Origin of the sequence: Aeromonas bestiarum, assembly GCF_000819745.1 — a bacterium.
Classification (GTDB): Bacteria; Pseudomonadota; Gammaproteobacteria; order Enterobacterales; family Aeromonadaceae; genus Aeromonas; species Aeromonas bestiarum.
On record NZ_CDDA01000037.1, the window covers coordinates 1 to 16,484 of the forward strand.

Sequence of the window (16,484 nt, forward strand, 5' to 3'; positions counted from 1 at the left end):
ACATAATTGGGACAGCGCCTAAAAAAAGCCCGCAGGGTTGCGGGCTTTATGGATATCCAGTTGCTGACGCCGGGCTTATTCCGCCTTGGGGGCGGCCTCTGCAGGAGCGTCAGTGCTCTCGGCGGCAGTGCTCTCGGTCACTGCGCTGTCGGCCACAGGGGCTTCCGGTGCCGGACCCGGCACCAGATCCACCGCCGGTTTGGCGATGAGGGAGCGGGTATCTTCCACCGCCTCGGTCAGCTTGACCTCGATGATCTGGCCCAGCTCATAGACCACTTCGGTCTTGTCCAGGTAGACGCGGCCGTTGTCCCAGTTGCACTCCAGCCGCTCCTTGTTGTCCAGGATGTGGCGGGCGGGCATGAAGACCACGGCGCCGTTTTCCTGCAGGCGCAGTTTGAGACCGGCACGCATCACGTCGATGATCTCGGCGTTGAACACCTTGTCGGTGCCGGCATCGGCCTTGAGGTAACGAACATAGAGCCAGTCGCCGATGTCGCGCTCCACCCTGCGGTGCAGGCGGCGGCACTCGGTCAGGTGCTCGGTCAGCTCCTGGCTTGGGCGCTCACCCGGGGTCTTGCCAGCGATGACGGCCTTGAGCAGGCGATGGTTGACCATGTCGCCGTACTTGCGAATAGGCGAAGTCCAGGTGGCGTAGGCATCCAGGCCAAGGCCGTAGTGGGCGCCCGGCTCGGCGGACATCAGCGCATAGCTCTGGAAGCGGCGGATCTTGCCGTCCAGCCAGCGGGTATCCAGGCTGTCGATCCAGCGGCGCAGGGCGCAGAAGCCGGACAGGCTGGCGATCTCTTCCTTCTCGAACGGGGCCTCGGCGCTTTTCAGCAGGTCGATGGCGCCGTCGAGGGACTCTTCATCGAACCCTGTGTGGACGTTGAAGATGCCGTAGCCGACGCTCTTGCCCAGCACGCGACCGGCGCAGATGTTGGCGGCGATCATCGACTCTTCGATCATGCGGTTGGCGATGCGGCGCGGCTCCACGTGGATGGCCAGCACGGCGCCGTTCTCACCCAGCTCGAAGTCGTAGTCGGGTCTGTCCGGGAACACCAGGGCGTGCTCGGTACGCCATGCGATGCGTGCCTCCGTCATCGCCTTCATCAGTGGCAGCTGGGCCATGACGTCTGCGTCTATGTCCAGTGCCTTGCCATGCTCGGCCCAGTCGGAGACCTCGTCATAGTTGAGGCGGGCGTGGGAGCAGATGCGGGCGGCGAAGAATTCGGTCTCTTCCAGCAGCAGGCCATCTTCGGCGATCAGCAGGCGGGCGCACAGGGTGTTGCGCTCCTCGCCCTCTTTCAGGGAGCAGAGCTCGTCCGAGAGGGTGCGCGGGATCATGGGCACGTTGCGGCCCGGCATGTAGACGGTGAAGGCGCGCTGGGCGGCTTCCTTGTCCAGCTCGCTGCCTTCGGCCACATAGGCGGTCGGATCGGCGATGGCGACCAGCAGTTCCCAGCCGTTGTCCAGCTTGCGGATGGCCAGGGCGTCATCCATGTCCTTGGTCTTGGCGCCATCTATGGTGAAGAAGGGGGTCGCGGTCAGGTCGGTGCGCGGCAGCTCTTCCTCTTCGATGACGTTCCACTCGGGCAGGTCGGCCGGTTCAATCTGGGCCAGGTTGTGGCGCGCCAGCACCACCCACCAGGGCACGTTGTGGTCTTCCTGATCGGCGATCTTGTGGCTGATCTCGGCGGAGAAGTTGCCATCACTCAGGGCGTGGCGCTTGAGGGTCGCTACCACCCAGTCCCCTTCCTTGAAGGACTTCTCATCCAGACCCTTCTTGGCGCGGGCCTTGATGGCGTCCTTGATCAGCGGATGGTCCGGCACCACGTTGAGGCGATCGCGGAACATCTTCACGCGACCGACGAAGCGGGTCACCGCCTGCTCCAGCAGGGCATCCGGCTCGGCCACTTCCTTCTCTTTTTCGGTACGGATCAGGGCGCTCACCCGGTCACCGTGCATCACCTTCTTCATGTAGGGAGGCGGCACGAAATAGCTGGTCTTCTCATCGACTTCCAGAAAGCCGAAGCCCCGGTCCGAGGCGCGGATCACACCCTCTTTCTTGGGGATGTTTTCGCGGATTTGTTGCTTGAGCTGGGCCAGCAGCGGATTGTCTTGGAACATAAGTGAGGAACCTGAAGTGGAAAACCTGGGTGGAGACCTGATGAAGGATCGCCCAGCACTATACGTTTTTACCCCTCCAAAGCCAAGGTGAATGGCCCCGTCAGCCCCTGTGCAGTGCGTGGCGCCCCTGATCGATCAGGCGCTGGGAGATCTGTTTGTGCAGCCCGCGCTCCAGCACCCAGCGGTGCCAGTAGAGCCGCTCGACCAGGTGATGCTGCGGGCTGAGATCGAGCAGGCTGCCCTGGGCCAGCTGCTGGCGGATCTGCAGTTCGGGGATGAGGCAGTAGGCGAGCCCCTGCTCGGCCATGGCGACGAAGGCCTCCGACGAGCGCACCGTGTGGCAGGGATAGCCGCCGGGCTCCAGCCCGAAGTGGCGTGCCATGAAACTGACGTGCATGTCGTCACGCTGATCAAACGCCACCGCCGGCGCCTTGGCCAACGCTGCCCGGGTCATGCCATTTGGAAAATGGCGAGCGACGAAGGCGGGACTGGCGGTGAGCAGGTAGTGCATCTCGCCGAGCTCGTCGACGCAGCAGCCCGCCAGTGGCTGGCCGTGCAGGCTGACGGCGCCGAAGGCCTGCCCCTCGCGCACCCGGTCCAGGGTGCGGCACTCGTCATCCACCAGCAGGTTCAGCTCTATGGGGTGCTGCTCCAGCAGAGGTGCGAGGGCTGGCAGGAACCAGGTCGCCAGACTGTCGGCGTTGACCGCTATGCTGACCCGGATCGGGGCCTGGGGTTCGTCGGGCGCTATCTCGCCGGCCAGCTCCAGTTCCAGCTGGCGCACCTGGCGGTAGTGGGCCAGCAGCTTCTGGCCGAGAGGGGTCGCCTGTAGTGGCTGGCTGCGAATGAGCAGCGGCTCGGCGAATTGCTGCTCCAGCTGCTTGATGCGCTGGGAGATGGCGGACTGGGTGATGTGCAGGCGCTGGGCGGCCCGCTCGAAGTTCTGTTCCTGCATCACGGCATCCAGCGCCAGCAGCAGCTTGTAGTCCAAGGCCTTCATCAGCATTCCTTATCCGTACAGGTATTGAGAAGGGATGCTACTGGAGTGGCGACCGCAGGACAACGCTGCGCTGGCCGGATCGCCGACAGGCCCGGCTGGCGTGGTGTGCGGGGTGAAAGCGGGTTTGTCACTGTGAGATGTGACAGTGGTGGTCAAAAGATATTCAGGAGATACTCTTTTGCGTCCGTTTTTGCATGGGGTGGAAACGGGCCATAGCGAGAACTTTTAATCCCGGGTCTTATCCCGGGATTTTTTTATGGCGACTCTCACTCAGTGACCAGCTCGCGGGCATCGGCATACTCGCCCTGCATGGGCTGGCCGACGGCACGGGCGAAGCGCTCATCCAGATGGAAGCGGATACCGACCCCGCGCACGGCGCCCAGATCCACCGCCTGACGGTGGCCGAGCCGCTCGATGGGCAGGCCGAGACGGCGGAAGATGCGCTCCACCGGCAGGCTGACCACGGCGACCAGTTCCCGGATCCCCTTCGCCCTGGCGAAGGCATAGACCTCGCGGAAGATGATGCAGGTCAGCTCGCTGATGCCGTTGCCGAGCCGGGGAGCCCGTTCGGCATCGATGGCGAGGCGGGTCAGTTCCCAGACGTCGTTGCTGCGCGGCGGCGCCTCACCGGCGAGGGCGCTGGGGAATATGCTGGGCAGCATGTAATCCTGGGCACAACTGAGCAGCCGGATACAGCCACACAGGCCCTCTTCGTCCTCGATCAGCACCCAGTGGGTGTCCGGGGTATCGAAGCTGTCCTGCTCCAGACCACGGTGGGACTCCACATCCCAGCCGAGGCGATCGGAGAAGACGCGATTACGGAAGCGATAAAGCTCGTTTTCTACCTCCCATCTGGGGTGTTCTTTTAATTTTCCTTTGAAAACAAGCATTCAGATGTCTCCATTTCAGTGTTCGGCGCTATAATCGAGGCCCTGGCCAGGGGGGCTAGCATATGAAACAAGACCAACTGCTTGAGTACCTCGAACATTTCACTTCGGTAACGGACGGGGATCGTTTGGCCGAGTTGATCGGTCGGTTCACGCTCGGTATGGGCTATGACTACTACCGGTTCGCGCTGATCATTCCCATGTCGATGCAAAGGCCCAAGGTGGTGCTGTTCAATCAGTGCCCCGACTCCTGGGTGCAGGCCTATACGGCCAACCATATGCTGGCCTGTGATCCCATCATTCAGCTGGCCCGCAAGCAGACCTTGCCCATTTATTGGAACCGGCTGGAAGGACGGGCGCGTTTTCTGCAAGAGGGCAGTCTGGATGTGATGGGGTTGGCGGCGGAGTTCGGGCTGCGCAACGGCATTTCGTTTCCGTTGCACGGTGCGGCGGGGGAAAACGGCATACTGTCGTTCATCACCGCCGAGCGGGCGTCGAGCGATCTGCTGCTGGAGTCCTCGCCCATCCTCTCCTGGATGTCCAACTACATCTTCGAGGCGGCGATCCGGATTGTGCGGGTCAGTCTGCGGGAAGATGACCCTCAGGAGGCCCTGACTGACCGGGAGACGGAATGCCTGTTCTGGGCCAGTGAAGGGAAAACGTCGGGTGAAATTGCCTGCATCCTGGGGATCACGGAACGCACCGTGAACTACCACCTCAATCAGGTCACCCGTAAAACGGGGTCGATGAATCGCTACCAGGCCATCGCCAAGGGGGTGAGCAGTGGCATTTTGCTGCCCAATCTGGAGCAGGTCGTTGTCACCAACTTCCCCAAGCTGATGCAATAAAACCCAATGATTCTCGGGGCAGAGCGACAGGCTCACAATTGTCAGATCATGCAATTGACAGTTGGTGCCGGATGGAATTCATCCCTGCCCTCAGGAATCTGGCTGATTAGGAAAATGAATCCATCAGCAGATTTATGAATTTCTCTGAACACCCCGCCACCCTTTATAGTGCCGTCCAATTCCTCTTCTGGACGTTCAATCCATGTTCGCAACTAGCCTGCAAGGCTTCACCCTCGGCCTTGCCATGATCATTCCCATCGGTGCCCAGAACGCCTTCGTGCTGAGCCGGGGCATACACCGCAACCACCATCTGCTGGCGGCGACGCTCTGCTGCCTGTGCGATCTCGTTCTGATCGGGATCGGGGTGTTCGGCGGGGCCAACCTGCTGGCGGCCAGCCCTATCGGACTGGCGCTGCTGACCTGGGGCGGCGTGCTGTTTCTCAGCTGGTTCGGCATCCGTTCCCTGCGCAGCGCCTGGCGCGGGCAGGGGGCCAAGCTTGCGGACTCGCCGCAGTTGATGGGGGTCAAGAGCGTGCTGGCCATGACGCTCGGGGTGACCCTGCTCAATCCTCACGTCTATCTGGATACCCTGATGCTGCTCGGCTCCTTCGGCAGCCAGTTTGCCGAGGAGTTGCGGCCGGCCTTTGCGGCCGGGGCCATGCTGGCCTCCCTGGTCTGGTTCTACAGCCTGGCGTTTGGCGCGGCTGCGCTTTCGCCCTGGCTTGCCCGCGGCAGGGTTCAGCAAGCTATTGATACCATTGTTGGTTTCATCATGCTGGGGTTGGCGTTGCAACTGGCGAGCGGGGCTTTGCTGGCCTCATAAGGCTATTTTTGTGCCGTACCTCATAAAAATTAATCCCGGCTTCATGCCCTGACATATTCGTCTGTTAAATTCCCGTCGCTGGTAAAGCGACACTCATAATAAAAGGGACAAGACAGTGAATAAAACCATGAAGCTGGGTGCTATTGCAGCCATCGTGCTGTTGTCTGCCTGTAGCAACGAAAACGACAGCAAGGCGCAACCGGGAGCGGTTGCCCTGCGTCTGATCCAGACCTCCGATATCCACTCCAACGTGCTGGGGTATGACTACTACCAGAACAAGGAGGATCGCAAGTTTGGCTTCTCCCGCACCGCGCTGCTGATCCGCGCGGCCCGCGCCGAAAACCCCAACAACCTGCTGCTCGACAACGGTGACCTGATCCAGGGCACGCCGCTGGCGGATTACATCTTCGAGCAATCCGGTGCCGGCTACCTCGACAAGCAGGCCCATCCTGTGTTCAAGGCCATGAACGAGATCGGCTATGACGCTGGCAACCTGGGCAACCACGAGTTCAACTACGGGTTGGATTACCTCACCAAGACACTGCAGGGCGCCAAGTTCCCCTATGTGAACGCCAACGTGTTCGAGGCGGGAGCCTTCAAGCGCGATGCCAAGGGGCAGATCGACTGGAGCGGCAACAAGTTCAAGCCTTACCTGCTGCTGGAGCGCAAGGTGAAGGATGACAAGGGCCAGTTGCAGACCGTCAAGGTGGGCATACTGGGGCTGACCCCGCCGCAGGTGCTGCAGTGGGACAAGCGTCATCTGGAGGGCAAGGTGGTGGTGGCCGACATGGTCGAGACCGCCAACCACTATGTGCCCGAGCTGCGCGCCAAGGGCGCCGATATAGTGGTGGTGGTGGCCCATACCGGCATCAACGCCAGCAGCTACGAGGCCATGATGGAGAACTCCGCCTGGCATCTGGCCAAGGTGAAAGGGGTGGATGCCCTGATGCTGGGTCATGCCCACAAGAACTTCCCGGGCGACTTCCCGGATCTGCCGGAGGTGGACAACCAGGCCGGTACCCTGAGCGGCGTGCCGACCGTGATGCCCGGCTACTGGGGCAACCACCTCGGTATCATAGACCTCACCCTGCAGCAGGTAGACGGCAAGTGGCAGGTGAAACAGAGCCAGGCCAGCCTGCGCAAGATCGACTCCAGCGAGGGCAGCGCCGTGGATCAGCGGGTCGTGGACCTGGTGCAGGCGGATCACGACGCCACCAACCAGTGGCTGGACGAGCCGCTCGGCAAGATCACCTCCTCCATCCACAGCTTCTTCGCCCTGGTGCAGGATGACCCTTCGGTGCAACTGGTGAGCGATGCTCAGCGCCGCTATGCCGAACAGCTGCAACAGGACGGTCTGCTCAAGGAGTCCTACCCCATACTGTCGGTGGCGGCGCCCTTCCGCGGCGGTCGCAACGGCATCAACGACTTCACCTATGTGGCCCAGGGCGACATCTCCCTGCGCAACGTCTCCGACCTCTATATCTACCCGAACACCCTGCAGGTGGTCGAGGTGAACGGGGCCACCGTCAAGGAGTGGCTGGAGATGAGCGCCGGTCAGTTCAACCAGATAGATACCGGCAAGACAGAGGTGCAGTGGCTGGTGAACGAGAAGTTCCCCACCTACAACTTCGACGTGATCGACGGGGTGAACTACGAGGTGGATATCACCCAGCCGGCCCGTTACAGCAAGGAAGGGGCCAAGGTCAGCGATGGTCAGCGCATCAGCGGGCTCACCTTCAACGGTCAGCCCATGGATCCGGCCCAGAAGTTCTACGTGGTGACCAACAACTACCGCGCCAGCGGTGGCGGCCACTTCCCGGGTATAGACGGCAGCAACATAGTGCATGAAGATCCTTCCGAGACGCGGGAGATCATAGCCCAGTACCTGAAGGCCCAGTCTGCCGACAACCCGGGTGGTTTCAGCCCGGCGGCCAACAACAACTGGCACATGAAGGCACTGCCGGCCAACGTGGACGTGCGGCTCTACTCCTCTCCCCGCGAAGAGGCCAGGCAGCTGGCCGGTGCGGATCTGGAGTACAAGTCCACCCTGCCGATGGACGATGCCAAGCACCCCGGTTACGCCATCTTCCGCCTGATCCGTCAGTAATGCCTGACTGACACCGGCGATAAAAAAAGCCCTCGCAGTGCGAGGGCTTTTTCGTGGGCGGCTGCTGGCCTGTGCTTAGTTCACCACGGCCACGTTGATGCTGCCGTTGCCCTGGGTCATGCGTACCCGGGCGCCCGGCACGAAGGTGGGGCTGGCTTTTTGCACCACTACGATGGATTCGCCGTTCTCTTTCTTGATCTCGAGCTCGACGCCATCGACCTGATTGAACTTGTCACCGGCGGCCTTGCCGGCGGCGGCCCCGGCGATGGCGCCACCGGCGGCGGCGATGTCGCTGCCGCGCCCGCCCCCTATGGTGCTGCCGAGCAGGCCGCCGACCACGGCGCCGCCTATGGTGCCGACCAGGGAGTTCTCATCGGCCTGGATCTTGACCGGGCGGGTGGAGAGTATGGTGCCGTAGCTGACGGTCTGGACCTGCTTGGCGCGATCCTTGGTGTAGACATCACCGGAGTAGACGTCGCTGTTGGCACAGCCGCTGAGGGTGGTGGCTGTGGTGGCGGCCAACAAGGCGATAAGGGTGATACGTTTCAACATGATGGGCCTCCTGGGCTGGCATCTGATCTGGTTAATTCGGTCAGTGAGTTCAACTTTACGCCAACCGGATTGGGCATGAAACCAGCAAAGTGTAACCAATTATAAGACCCGGGCGCCGCAAATCCCGTCAGCAGTGGCTCAGCCGAGCCGTTTTTCCAGCAGCAGGCGATCCTCGCCCGGGCCGAAATAGTCGCGCTCCTCGGCCAGTTGCTGATAACCGAGTCGAAAGTAGAGGCGCTGGGCCGGATTGGCGGGATCCACCGTCAGTTTGATCCGATCGATCTCCAGTTTCAGCAGTCCCTGCTCCACCTGCAGCATCATGCGTTCGGCCAGGCCGAAGCCGCGCGCCTCGGGCAACACAGCCAGGGAGAGCAGCCAGCCCTGCGACCGATCCTGTCCCAGCCCGCCCAGGGCATAGCCCAGCAGTTTGCCGTCCAGCTCGGCCACCAGCAGCAGATCGGGCCAGAGATCCATGGCCTGACGGAAGAAGAAACCGGGGTAGACATCCTCCCCGAAGACGTCGACGTCTATCTGCCAGATGGCGTGCATGTCGGCGTGGCGGGCCACTCTCAAAACGGGGGGCTGATGCATCCGGGCTCCTGTCATTGCGTGCGTGCTGCCGTGCGGCAGTCAAAAAGGAGTCACAGGTTAGTGGGCCATCCGGGCTGATGCAAGCGGGTCTGGTGATGGGGGCGGGCGTCGCAGCTTGCCCGGTTCAGGGCGGCAGGGGCCGGTTGCTGGGCAATCTGGGGGCCTTGCGGCGGCTGTCCAGCAGGTGGCGCAGGGCGAGCCAGGGGTGATGCCACAGCATGCGCGGGCCGCTCCACTTCATGATCAGCTGGATCTGTTTGCGCATGGCCGGGGCGTAGCAGTGGATGTTGCAGTTGGCACAGGTGGGTTTGTGGCCGTGGCCATAGCGGCAGCGCCGCAGGCGCTGGTGGGCGAAGGCTTGCAACTGCTGGCAGTGGCGGCAGGCGGGATCCTGATGATGGTGGTCGCAGTAGAGGCGGATCATGGCGCTGACCGTCTGCTGCTCCCGCTTGAGCCTGGGGTGCTCGGGTGCCTTGCGGGCACGGACCTGGCGCACGGGATCGGGGTGATGGGTTTTCATGGGAGTCATTGTCCTGACCTGCCCCGGCGGGGTCTTGATACAGGTCAAGCCGGCGGGCAAAAAAACAGGGCCCGCGGGCCCTGTTTCATCAGACAATTCTGCTTGTCTGCGATTAGATGAGGCTGGTTGCCTGTTCCAGCCAGGCGAGATCCTCACCCTCCAGCAGCGGGCTCAGGCGGCGGAACACCTCGACATGGTATTCGTTGATCCAGCGGAACTCGGCCGGGCTCAGCAGGCTGCGCTCGATGAGGCGGGTATCGAACGGCACGTAAGTCAGCCGCTCGAAGCCCAGCATCGGCAGCTCGCCGATCTGCTCCTGCTCGGTCACCACCACCAGGTTCTCGCAGCGGATACCGAACGCATCTTCCCGGTAGTAACCCGGCTCGTTGGAGAGCACCATGCCCGGCTGCAGGGCCACCAGGCTGCCCTTGGGGGCGATGCGCTGCGGGCCTTCGTGCACGCTCAGGAAGTGGCCGACCCCGTGGCCTGTGCCGTGGTCATAGTTGTAACCGGCCTGCCACAGCGGCATGCGGGCCAGCACGTCGAGCTGGATGCCGGCGGTGCCGCGCGGGAAGCGGGCCTGATCCAGCGCGATATGACCCTGCAGCACCCGGGTGAACATGGCCTTGTGCTCGTCGGTCAGCTCACCCACCTTGACGGTGCGGGTGATGTCGGTGGTGCCGTCCAGATACTGGGCGCCGGAGTCCACCAGATAGATGCTGTCCTGACCGAAGGCGCGCGGTGTGCCGTTGGTGTGACGGTAGTGGCACATGGCGGCGTTGGGGCCCAGTGCCGAGATGGTATCGAAGCTCGGCTCGACGTAGTGCTCCTGCTCGTGGCGGAAGGCTTCCAGCTGGTCGGCCAGGGTGCCTTCGTCCACCCCTTCAAACTCGCCGGCGGCGATCAGCCGATCCAGCCAGGCGAGGAAGCGGGTGACGGCGACGCCATCGCGCAGGTGGGCACGCTGCATGCCGGCCAGCTCAACGGCGTTCTTGCACGCCTTCGGCAGCATGGTCGGATCCTGACCCGCCACCAAGATGGCACCCGCCTCTTCCATGATGAGCTGGGTCCAGGCGTTGGCCGTGTTGGGGTCAGCCAGCACTTTTTGCTGGTCTTCCCCTATGCGTTGCAGCACGTCACCCAGCTTGTCGATGGGGTAGACGGAGACATCTTGCCCCACGTGCTGGCTGAAGGCGAAGCAGTCGATCTTGTCGGTGTCGACGAAGAAATCCATGCTGGTGTTGGCGTAGAGCACGGCAAAGCCCAATACCACCGGCAGCCGATCCACGTCGCGACCACGCAGGTTGAGCAGCCAGTTGATGGGCTCGGCCTGGGTCAGCAGCACCGCATCCAGCCCGCGTTTGCGCAGATCGCTGGCCAGCAGTTCACGCTTGGCCTGGCTCGACTGGCCAGCCAGTTCCTCGCTGTAGAGGATGACCGGGGTCTTGGTGGGGGCGGGGCGATCGCTCCAGTGCAGGTCTATGGGGTTCTGCTCCACGCGTACCAGCTCTATGCCGCGCTCGGTCAGCAGGGCCCTGGCGTTTTGATACCAGGCCAGGCTGTGCAGGCGGGCGTCGAAGCCGACCCGGGAGCCGGACGGCAGCTGATCCGCCAGCCACTGGACGTGGGGATCTTCGTTCAGATGGAGAAACTCAAACAGCTCGGCCGGTGCCTGCATGCGGGCCTGCACCGTGTAACGACCGTCGATGAACAGGGCCGCCCGCTGCGCCATTATGATGGCGAGCCCGGCGGAGCCGTTGAAACCCGTGATCCAGTCCAGACGCTCGGCGTAGGCGGGGATGTACTCGCCCAGGTGCTCGTCATCGTGGGGGACTATTAAGGCGTCCAGCTCTTGTGTGGCCAGTGTGGCCCTGACCTGGGCGACGCGGGTTTCAATAATCTCGAAATGATTCATGTCGTTAATGCCAGATTGTTGTGATGTGAGTGTTCATTGGTGGTGGCCGCTGTCCAGGATCCGCTTGACTGACTGGCCAGCCGCCTCGATATGTTGCTTGAGCAGCACCACGGCCTCGTGTTTGCGACGGGCGCGGCACAGTTCCAGCAATTGGGCGTGTTCACGCTCGGCCTTGTCCACTCCGTCGCTGGCAAACAGCAGCTCGAAGCGCACATAGCGGTCACAGCTCAGATTGATCTGGGCGATCAGCTCCAGCGCCTGGGGGCGGCCGGCAGCCTGATAGAGGGTGGCGTGAAAACTGTGGTTCAATTCGGCCCAGTGTTCGATCTGGGTGCCTGACTCGAGCGCCTGATCAAACTGGGCGAGGATGGCCTGTGCCTTGACGAAGGTCTCCTCCGTCATCATATCCACGGCGTGAAACAGGGTATCGGCTTCCAGCAGGGCTCGCAAATAAAAGAGCTCCTCGATGGCCGAGGCGTCCAGCATGGTGACCACGGCGCCGCGGTGGGCCTCGAACTTCACCAGCCCCTGGGCCTCCAGTTGCATCAGGGCTTCGCGCACCGGAATGCGGCTCACCGCCAGCTCCTTGGCGATGGCATCCTGACGCAGGGGGGCGCCGGCGGGGAATTCGCCACGCAGGATCCGGCCACGGAGATTTTCCATCACCATCTGGGTTCGGGTCTTGTAGGGTGGGGTCATGGTCGGGTCACAGGGGATTCGTTACAAAATTGTATATTGTATAAAGTTGGGCTGAATCTAACGCGCAACCGCCCACAAGGCAAGGTTTGGCGGGGATCAAACGCCGTCCTCTGGTTAAAAAAATACCGGTCAGCAGGGCTGACCGGTATGGATGTCGGCAAGAGAAGGGAGGCTGGTGTTACAGCTGCGGACCCGCAGCAACCAGGCGCTTGCCCTCTTCGTTGTCGGTGAAGCGCTCGAAGTTCTTGATGAAGCGCTGGGCCAGATCCTGGGCCTTGGCATCCCACTCGGCCTTGTTGGCGTAAGTGTCGCGCGGGTCGAGGATCGCCGGGTTCACGTCGTGCAGCGCGGTCGGCACTTCCAGATTGAAGATCGGCAGCACCTTGGTCTCGGCCTTCTCGATGGAACCGTCCAGGATGGCGTCTATGATGGCGCGGGTATCCTTGATGGAGATGCGCTTGCCGGTGCCGTTCCAGCCGGTGTTGACCAGGTAGGCTTCCGCGCCGGCCACTTCCATCCGTTTCACCAGCTCCTGACCGTACTTGGTCGGGTGCAGGCTGAGGAAGGCCGCACCGAAGCAGGAGGAGAAGGTCGGGGTCGGTTCTGTGATGCCACGCTCGGTACCGGCCAGTTTGGCGGTGAAGCCGGACAGGAAGTGGTACTTGGTCTGCTCCTTGGTCAGCTTGGAGACAGGGGGCAGCACGCCGAAGGCATCGGCGGTCAGGAAGATCACCTTGTTGGCATGACCCGCCTTGGAGACCGGCTTGACGATGTTCTCGATGTGATAGATGGGGTAGGAGACACGGGTGTTCTCGGTCTTGGAGCCATCATCGAAGTCGATGGTTCCATCGGCGGCAACGGTCACGTTCTCCAGCAGCGCATCGCGACGGATGGCGTTGAAGATGTCCGGCTCGGCTTCCTTGGAGAGCTTGATGGTCTTGGCGTAGCAACCCCCTTCGAAGTTGAACACGCCGTCGTCGTCCCAGCCGTGCTCGTCATCGCCGATCAGCTGACGCTTGGGATCGGTGGAGAGCGTGGTCTTGCCGGTGCCGGAGAGGCCGAAGAAGATGGCCACGTCGCCGTCCTGACCCACGTTGGCGGAGCAGTGCATGGAGGCAATGCCGCGCAGGGGCAGGAAGTAGTTCATCATGGAGAACATCCCCTTCTTCATCTCGCCACCGTACCAGGTGCCGCCGATGAGCTGGATCTTCTCGGTCAGGTTGAAGGCGACGAAGTTCTCGGAGTTGAGACCCTGCTCCTTCCAGTTCGGGTTGGTGCACTTGGCACCGTTCATCACCACGAAGTCAGGTTTGAAGGCTTTCAGCTCTTCATCGCTCGGGCGAATGAACATGTTCTTGACGAAGTGAGCCTGCCAGGCCACCTCTGTGATGACGCGCACGGCCAGGCGGGTATCCGGGTTGGCACCGCAGAAGCCGTCAACCACAAACAGGCGCTTGCCCGAGAGCTGTTTGGTCACCAGGGATTTCAGATGTGACCACACTTCCGGGGTAATAGCTTTGTTATCGTTTTTACCCTGGTCAGACCACCACACAGTATTCTGGGTAGTAGCGTCTTTGACGATATATTTATCTTTCGGGGAGCGGCCGGTGAAGATGCCGGTGTTTACGTTGACGGCGCCCAGCTCGGTCACCACGCCGCGCTCGAACCCTTCCAGGTCAGAACGTGTCTCTTCCGCGAAAAGCTGATCGTAAGAGGGGTTGCGAACGATTTCTTGGCTGTTTTTGATACCGTACTGGTCCAGTCCTAATTGTTGGGCCAGGGTGGGTTCTGCCACGATTGTCATTGTATTCTCCTGGGTTCAGAGGTTTGTAGGGTTCTATCTGGCGTTCATCCTATCACTTAGGTGGTAGAGTTTAGCGATCGCCATCAAACTTTATAAAATAGGGTATTTTTTTGTTATTTAAGTTAAAGGCGGGTTTTGCCCGCCTTCAATTAGTGTAACTTGTTTGCATCATTATCGGGAGCCCTGCTGAACAGGGTTTCGACGTCGATCCCATCGAATTGGTACTGGGCGCCGCAATAATCACAATGCATGTCGATCTTGCCGAGCTCCTGCACCATCTCCATGACTTCTTCCTTTTCTATCTGCAGCAGGGCCCCTTCGCAGCGTGCGCGGGAGCAGGTGCAGCGGAACTCGACCGCCTGCGGATCGAACACCCGCACCTTGTCCTGGTGGTAGAGGCGGTAGAGGATCTCTTCCGCTTCCAGGCCGAACAGCTCTTCATCCTTGATGGTGGCGGTGAGCTGGGTCAGGTGATCGAAATCTGCGCTGTGATCCTCGCTCTGGGCGGGCAGCGCCTGCAGCAGTATACCGGCGGCGCGGGGCTCACCCTGGTGGTAGCCGGTACGGATCCACAGCTTGGTGGCCAGCTGTTCAGACTGGGCGAAGTAGTGCTCCAGGCAGCCTGCCAGGGTGTCGGCGTCCAGCGCTATGATGCCCTGGTAGCGCTCGCCCTGCTCCGGGGTGATGGTGATGATCAGCTGACCTTCACCGATCAGGCTCTGCAGCTTGCCATCACTCGGCAGCTCGCCCTCAAAACGGGCCACGCCGCGCAGTTGCTGGTTGTTGTCACCGTTGATGACGGCGAGGCGCACCGGGCCATCGCCCTGCAACTGCACTGTGATGGAGCCTTCAAACTTGAGGGTGGCGGTCAGCAGGCTGGTGGCAACCAGCAGCTCACCCAGGAGTTTTTGCACCTGCACCGGGTAGTTCTGGGCTTCCACCACGTGGCGGTAGGTATGGTCCAGCTGGACCAGCTCACCCCGGACTTCGTACTCTTCAAACAGATAGCGATACAGGAGATCTTGGTTACTCATCATGCATTCCTGGGTTCTTAGGTGAGGTAAATAGATAAAAACATTATTAAACAGGTGGTTAGGAACTAATCCCGTTTCCTGTCGTCATAAAAGGGCCACGTTGGCGAGTCAGTATTGCTTGACCTTGATCAGCTGGCGCCGCTCCTGCTTGTCGGGACGACGCTCGGGGCTCGGGGCAAACTGGCTGTTGAAGCGGCGCGCCTCGCTGTTCTCGGCCCGTTTTTTCAGGCTGGCCTCCGTCTCTTCATAGAGCAGCTGGGCCAGCGGGGCGGACTTGCGCTGTTCGCTCACTTGCAGCACCCGCACCTCCCGTTCGTCCTGGCCTTGCCAGACACGGATGAGGGCACCGGCTTCGACGGCCTTGCCCGGCTTGCTGCGCTGGCCGTTGTAGTGCACCTTGCCCCCTTCAATCTGCTCGCGGGCCAGGCTGCGGGTCTTGTAAAAACGCGCCGCCCACAACCATTTGTCGAGGCGGACCTGGGTTGTGGTTTCTGCGGGATTCGGCATGAATCGACTCCGGGATGGCTGAAAGGGGAGCCTGATTATACCAGAGGCAGGCCTCGGGATAGAAACGGGGGGGCTTATGGTGTGACGGAATGTCAATTTTCGCAGCTTCATCCCATCCGGTCGGTTGTCTCTGGGTCCATTGCCGTACACAATAGCCAACCGATTTGGATGCCAGAATATATTGATAAACATGACGCTACCGTTCAGGGATGACTTGTTGAGCTCCCTTCTGGCCCGTTGCAAAACCGTGCCGCTCTCCCGTTTCAGCCAGCCCCTGTTCTGGCTTCTGCTGCTGTTGCTGGCCCACCAGTGCGCCGGTCTCACCTGGCGTCTGCTGGATCTCGGCAGCCAGCAGGCCAGCCAACCCTGGCAACCGGCCATGGTCGCCAGTCAGGGCCAAGGCTCGGCCCGGCTCGATCTCAGCGGCATCAGCCGGCTGTCGCTGTTCGGCAAGGCGAAGCAACAGGCCCAGGCGGCCGATGCTGTCGCAGCCGATGCCCCCAAGACTCAGCTCAACGCCCAGCTCAACGGTGTGCTGGCGAGTTCAGATCCGGCCAAATCCATCGCCATCATCGCCCACAACGGCGTGCAGAACTCCTATGGTATCGGTGATTTCATCGATGGCACCCAGGCCAAGATCCGTCAGGTGTTCGCCGATCGCGTCATCATAGAGCGGGATGCGCGGGACGAGACCCTGATGCTGGACGGGGAAGAGTACGGCAAGCCGTTGCCCAAACCGGGCAATCAGGATGGCAAGCTCTCCTCGGTGCGCAGCGAACTGCTGGGCAACCCCGGCAAGATCACCGATTACCTCAATATTTCCCCGGTGCGGGTAGATGGCCGCATGGTCGGCTATCGCCTCAATCCGGGCAGCAATCCAGAACTGTTCAATCAACTCGGTCTGGTCGCCAACGACATGGCGGTCAGCATCAATGGCCTGGATTTGCGGGATAACGCTCAGGCCATGCAGGCAATGCAGCAGGTGGCTGGCGCCACGGAAATGACCGTCACCGTCGAGCGGCAAGGACAGCTCTACGACGTTTATGTCGGCTTGTCAGAATAATGATTTG

15 protein-coding genes are annotated in these 16,484 nt (G+C 61.5%); 4 read left to right on the top strand and 11 right to left on the bottom strand.

Annotated features, from left to right (window positions below; genetic code table 11):
- Positions 1–75: 75 nt before the first annotated feature.
- From BN1118_RS18360 to BN1118_RS18370, 3 genes are all read right to left on the bottom strand, one after another.
- Complete coding sequence (locus tag BN1118_RS18360) at positions 76–2,127, bottom strand: exoribonuclease II (RefSeq protein WP_043140738.1); 2,052 nt, start codon at positions 2,125–2,127, stop codon at positions 76–78.
- Positions 2,128–2,227: 100 nt separating this feature from the next.
- On the bottom strand, positions 2,228–3,127 hold the full coding sequence (locus tag BN1118_RS18365) for a LysR family transcriptional regulator ArgP (protein WP_043557421.1): 900 nt from the start codon (positions 3,125–3,127) through the stop codon (positions 2,228–2,230).
- Positions 3,128–3,393: 266 nt separating this feature from the next.
- Complete coding sequence (locus tag BN1118_RS18370) at positions 3,394–4,017, bottom strand: acyl-homoserine-lactone synthase (protein WP_043557422.1); 624 nt, start codon at positions 4,015–4,017, stop codon at positions 3,394–3,396.
- Between the two features lie 62 nt (positions 4,018–4,079).
- On the opposite strand from BN1118_RS18370, the gene BN1118_RS18375 reads away from it, so the two are divergent.
- From BN1118_RS18375 to BN1118_RS18385, 3 genes are all read left to right on the top strand, one after another.
- A complete protein-coding gene (locus BN1118_RS18375) occupies positions 4,080–4,862 on the top strand; it encodes a LuxR family transcriptional regulator (protein ID WP_042868909.1) in 783 nt (260 codons plus the stop codon).
- Between the two features lie 202 nt (positions 4,863–5,064).
- Positions 5,065–5,685 carry an L-lysine exporter gene (lysE, locus tag BN1118_RS18380; protein WP_043557424.1) on the top strand — a complete coding sequence of 207 codons (621 nt, stop codon included), beginning with the start codon at positions 5,065–5,067 and terminating at the stop codon, positions 5,683–5,685.
- A gap of 127 nt (positions 5,686–5,812) precedes the next feature.
- Positions 5,813–7,792 carry a bifunctional 2',3'-cyclic-nucleotide 2'-phosphodiesterase/3'-nucleotidase gene (locus tag BN1118_RS18385; protein ID WP_043557426.1) on the top strand — a complete coding sequence of 660 codons (1,980 nt, stop codon included), beginning with the start codon at positions 5,813–5,815 and terminating at the stop codon, positions 7,790–7,792.
- 75 nt (positions 7,793–7,867) lie between these two features.
- Here the strand turns inward: BN1118_RS18385 and BN1118_RS18390 are convergent, their stop codons facing one another.
- From BN1118_RS18390 to hslR, 8 genes are all read right to left on the bottom strand, one after another.
- Positions 7,868–8,344 carry an outer membrane lipoprotein gene (locus tag BN1118_RS18390; RefSeq protein ID WP_043140749.1) on the bottom strand — a complete coding sequence of 159 codons (477 nt, stop codon included), beginning with the start codon at positions 8,342–8,344 and terminating at the stop codon, positions 7,868–7,870.
- 138 nt (positions 8,345–8,482) lie between these two features.
- Positions 8,483–8,935 (bottom strand): GNAT family N-acetyltransferase, encoded by a 453-nt coding sequence (locus tag BN1118_RS18395; protein WP_043557428.1) that lies wholly within the window; start codon positions 8,933–8,935, stop codon positions 8,483–8,485.
- Between the two features lie 124 nt (positions 8,936–9,059).
- Positions 9,060–9,455, bottom strand: coding sequence for a nitrous oxide-stimulated promoter family protein (locus BN1118_RS18400; protein ID WP_052159102.1), 396 nt, complete (start codon positions 9,453–9,455; stop codon positions 9,060–9,062).
- A gap of 112 nt (positions 9,456–9,567) precedes the next feature.
- Positions 9,568–11,370, bottom strand: coding sequence for an aminopeptidase P family protein (locus BN1118_RS18405; protein ID WP_043557429.1), 1,803 nt, complete (start codon positions 11,368–11,370; stop codon positions 9,568–9,570).
- Between the two features lie 33 nt (positions 11,371–11,403).
- Positions 11,404–12,069: a GntR family transcriptional regulator gene (locus BN1118_RS18410; RefSeq protein WP_043140759.1), complete on the bottom strand. Its 666-nt coding sequence runs from the start codon at positions 12,067–12,069 to the stop codon at positions 11,404–11,406.
- A gap of 178 nt (positions 12,070–12,247) precedes the next feature.
- Entirely contained in the window at positions 12,248–13,873 is a 1,626-nt protein-coding gene (gene pckA, locus BN1118_RS18415) for a phosphoenolpyruvate carboxykinase (ATP) (RefSeq protein WP_043557430.1), read from the bottom strand.
- A gap of 149 nt (positions 13,874–14,022) precedes the next feature.
- Positions 14,023–14,907 (bottom strand): Hsp33 family molecular chaperone HslO, encoded by an 885-nt coding sequence (gene hslO, locus BN1118_RS18420; protein ID WP_043140765.1) that lies wholly within the window; start codon positions 14,905–14,907, stop codon positions 14,023–14,025.
- Between the two features lie 108 nt (positions 14,908–15,015).
- Positions 15,016–15,414, bottom strand: a complete 399-nt coding sequence (gene hslR / locus BN1118_RS18425; RefSeq protein WP_043140769.1) for a ribosome-associated heat shock protein Hsp15 — start codon at positions 15,412–15,414, stop codon at positions 15,016–15,018.
- Positions 15,415–15,628: 214 nt separating this feature from the next.
- Here hslR and exeC point away from each other — a divergent pair, with 214 nt between their 5' ends.
- On the top strand, positions 15,629–16,477 hold the full coding sequence (gene exeC / locus BN1118_RS18430) for a GspC family type II secretion system variant ExeC (RefSeq protein ID WP_280136103.1): 849 nt from the start codon (positions 15,629–15,631) through the stop codon (positions 16,475–16,477).
- The last annotated feature ends 7 nt before the right edge of the window (positions 16,478–16,484 follow it).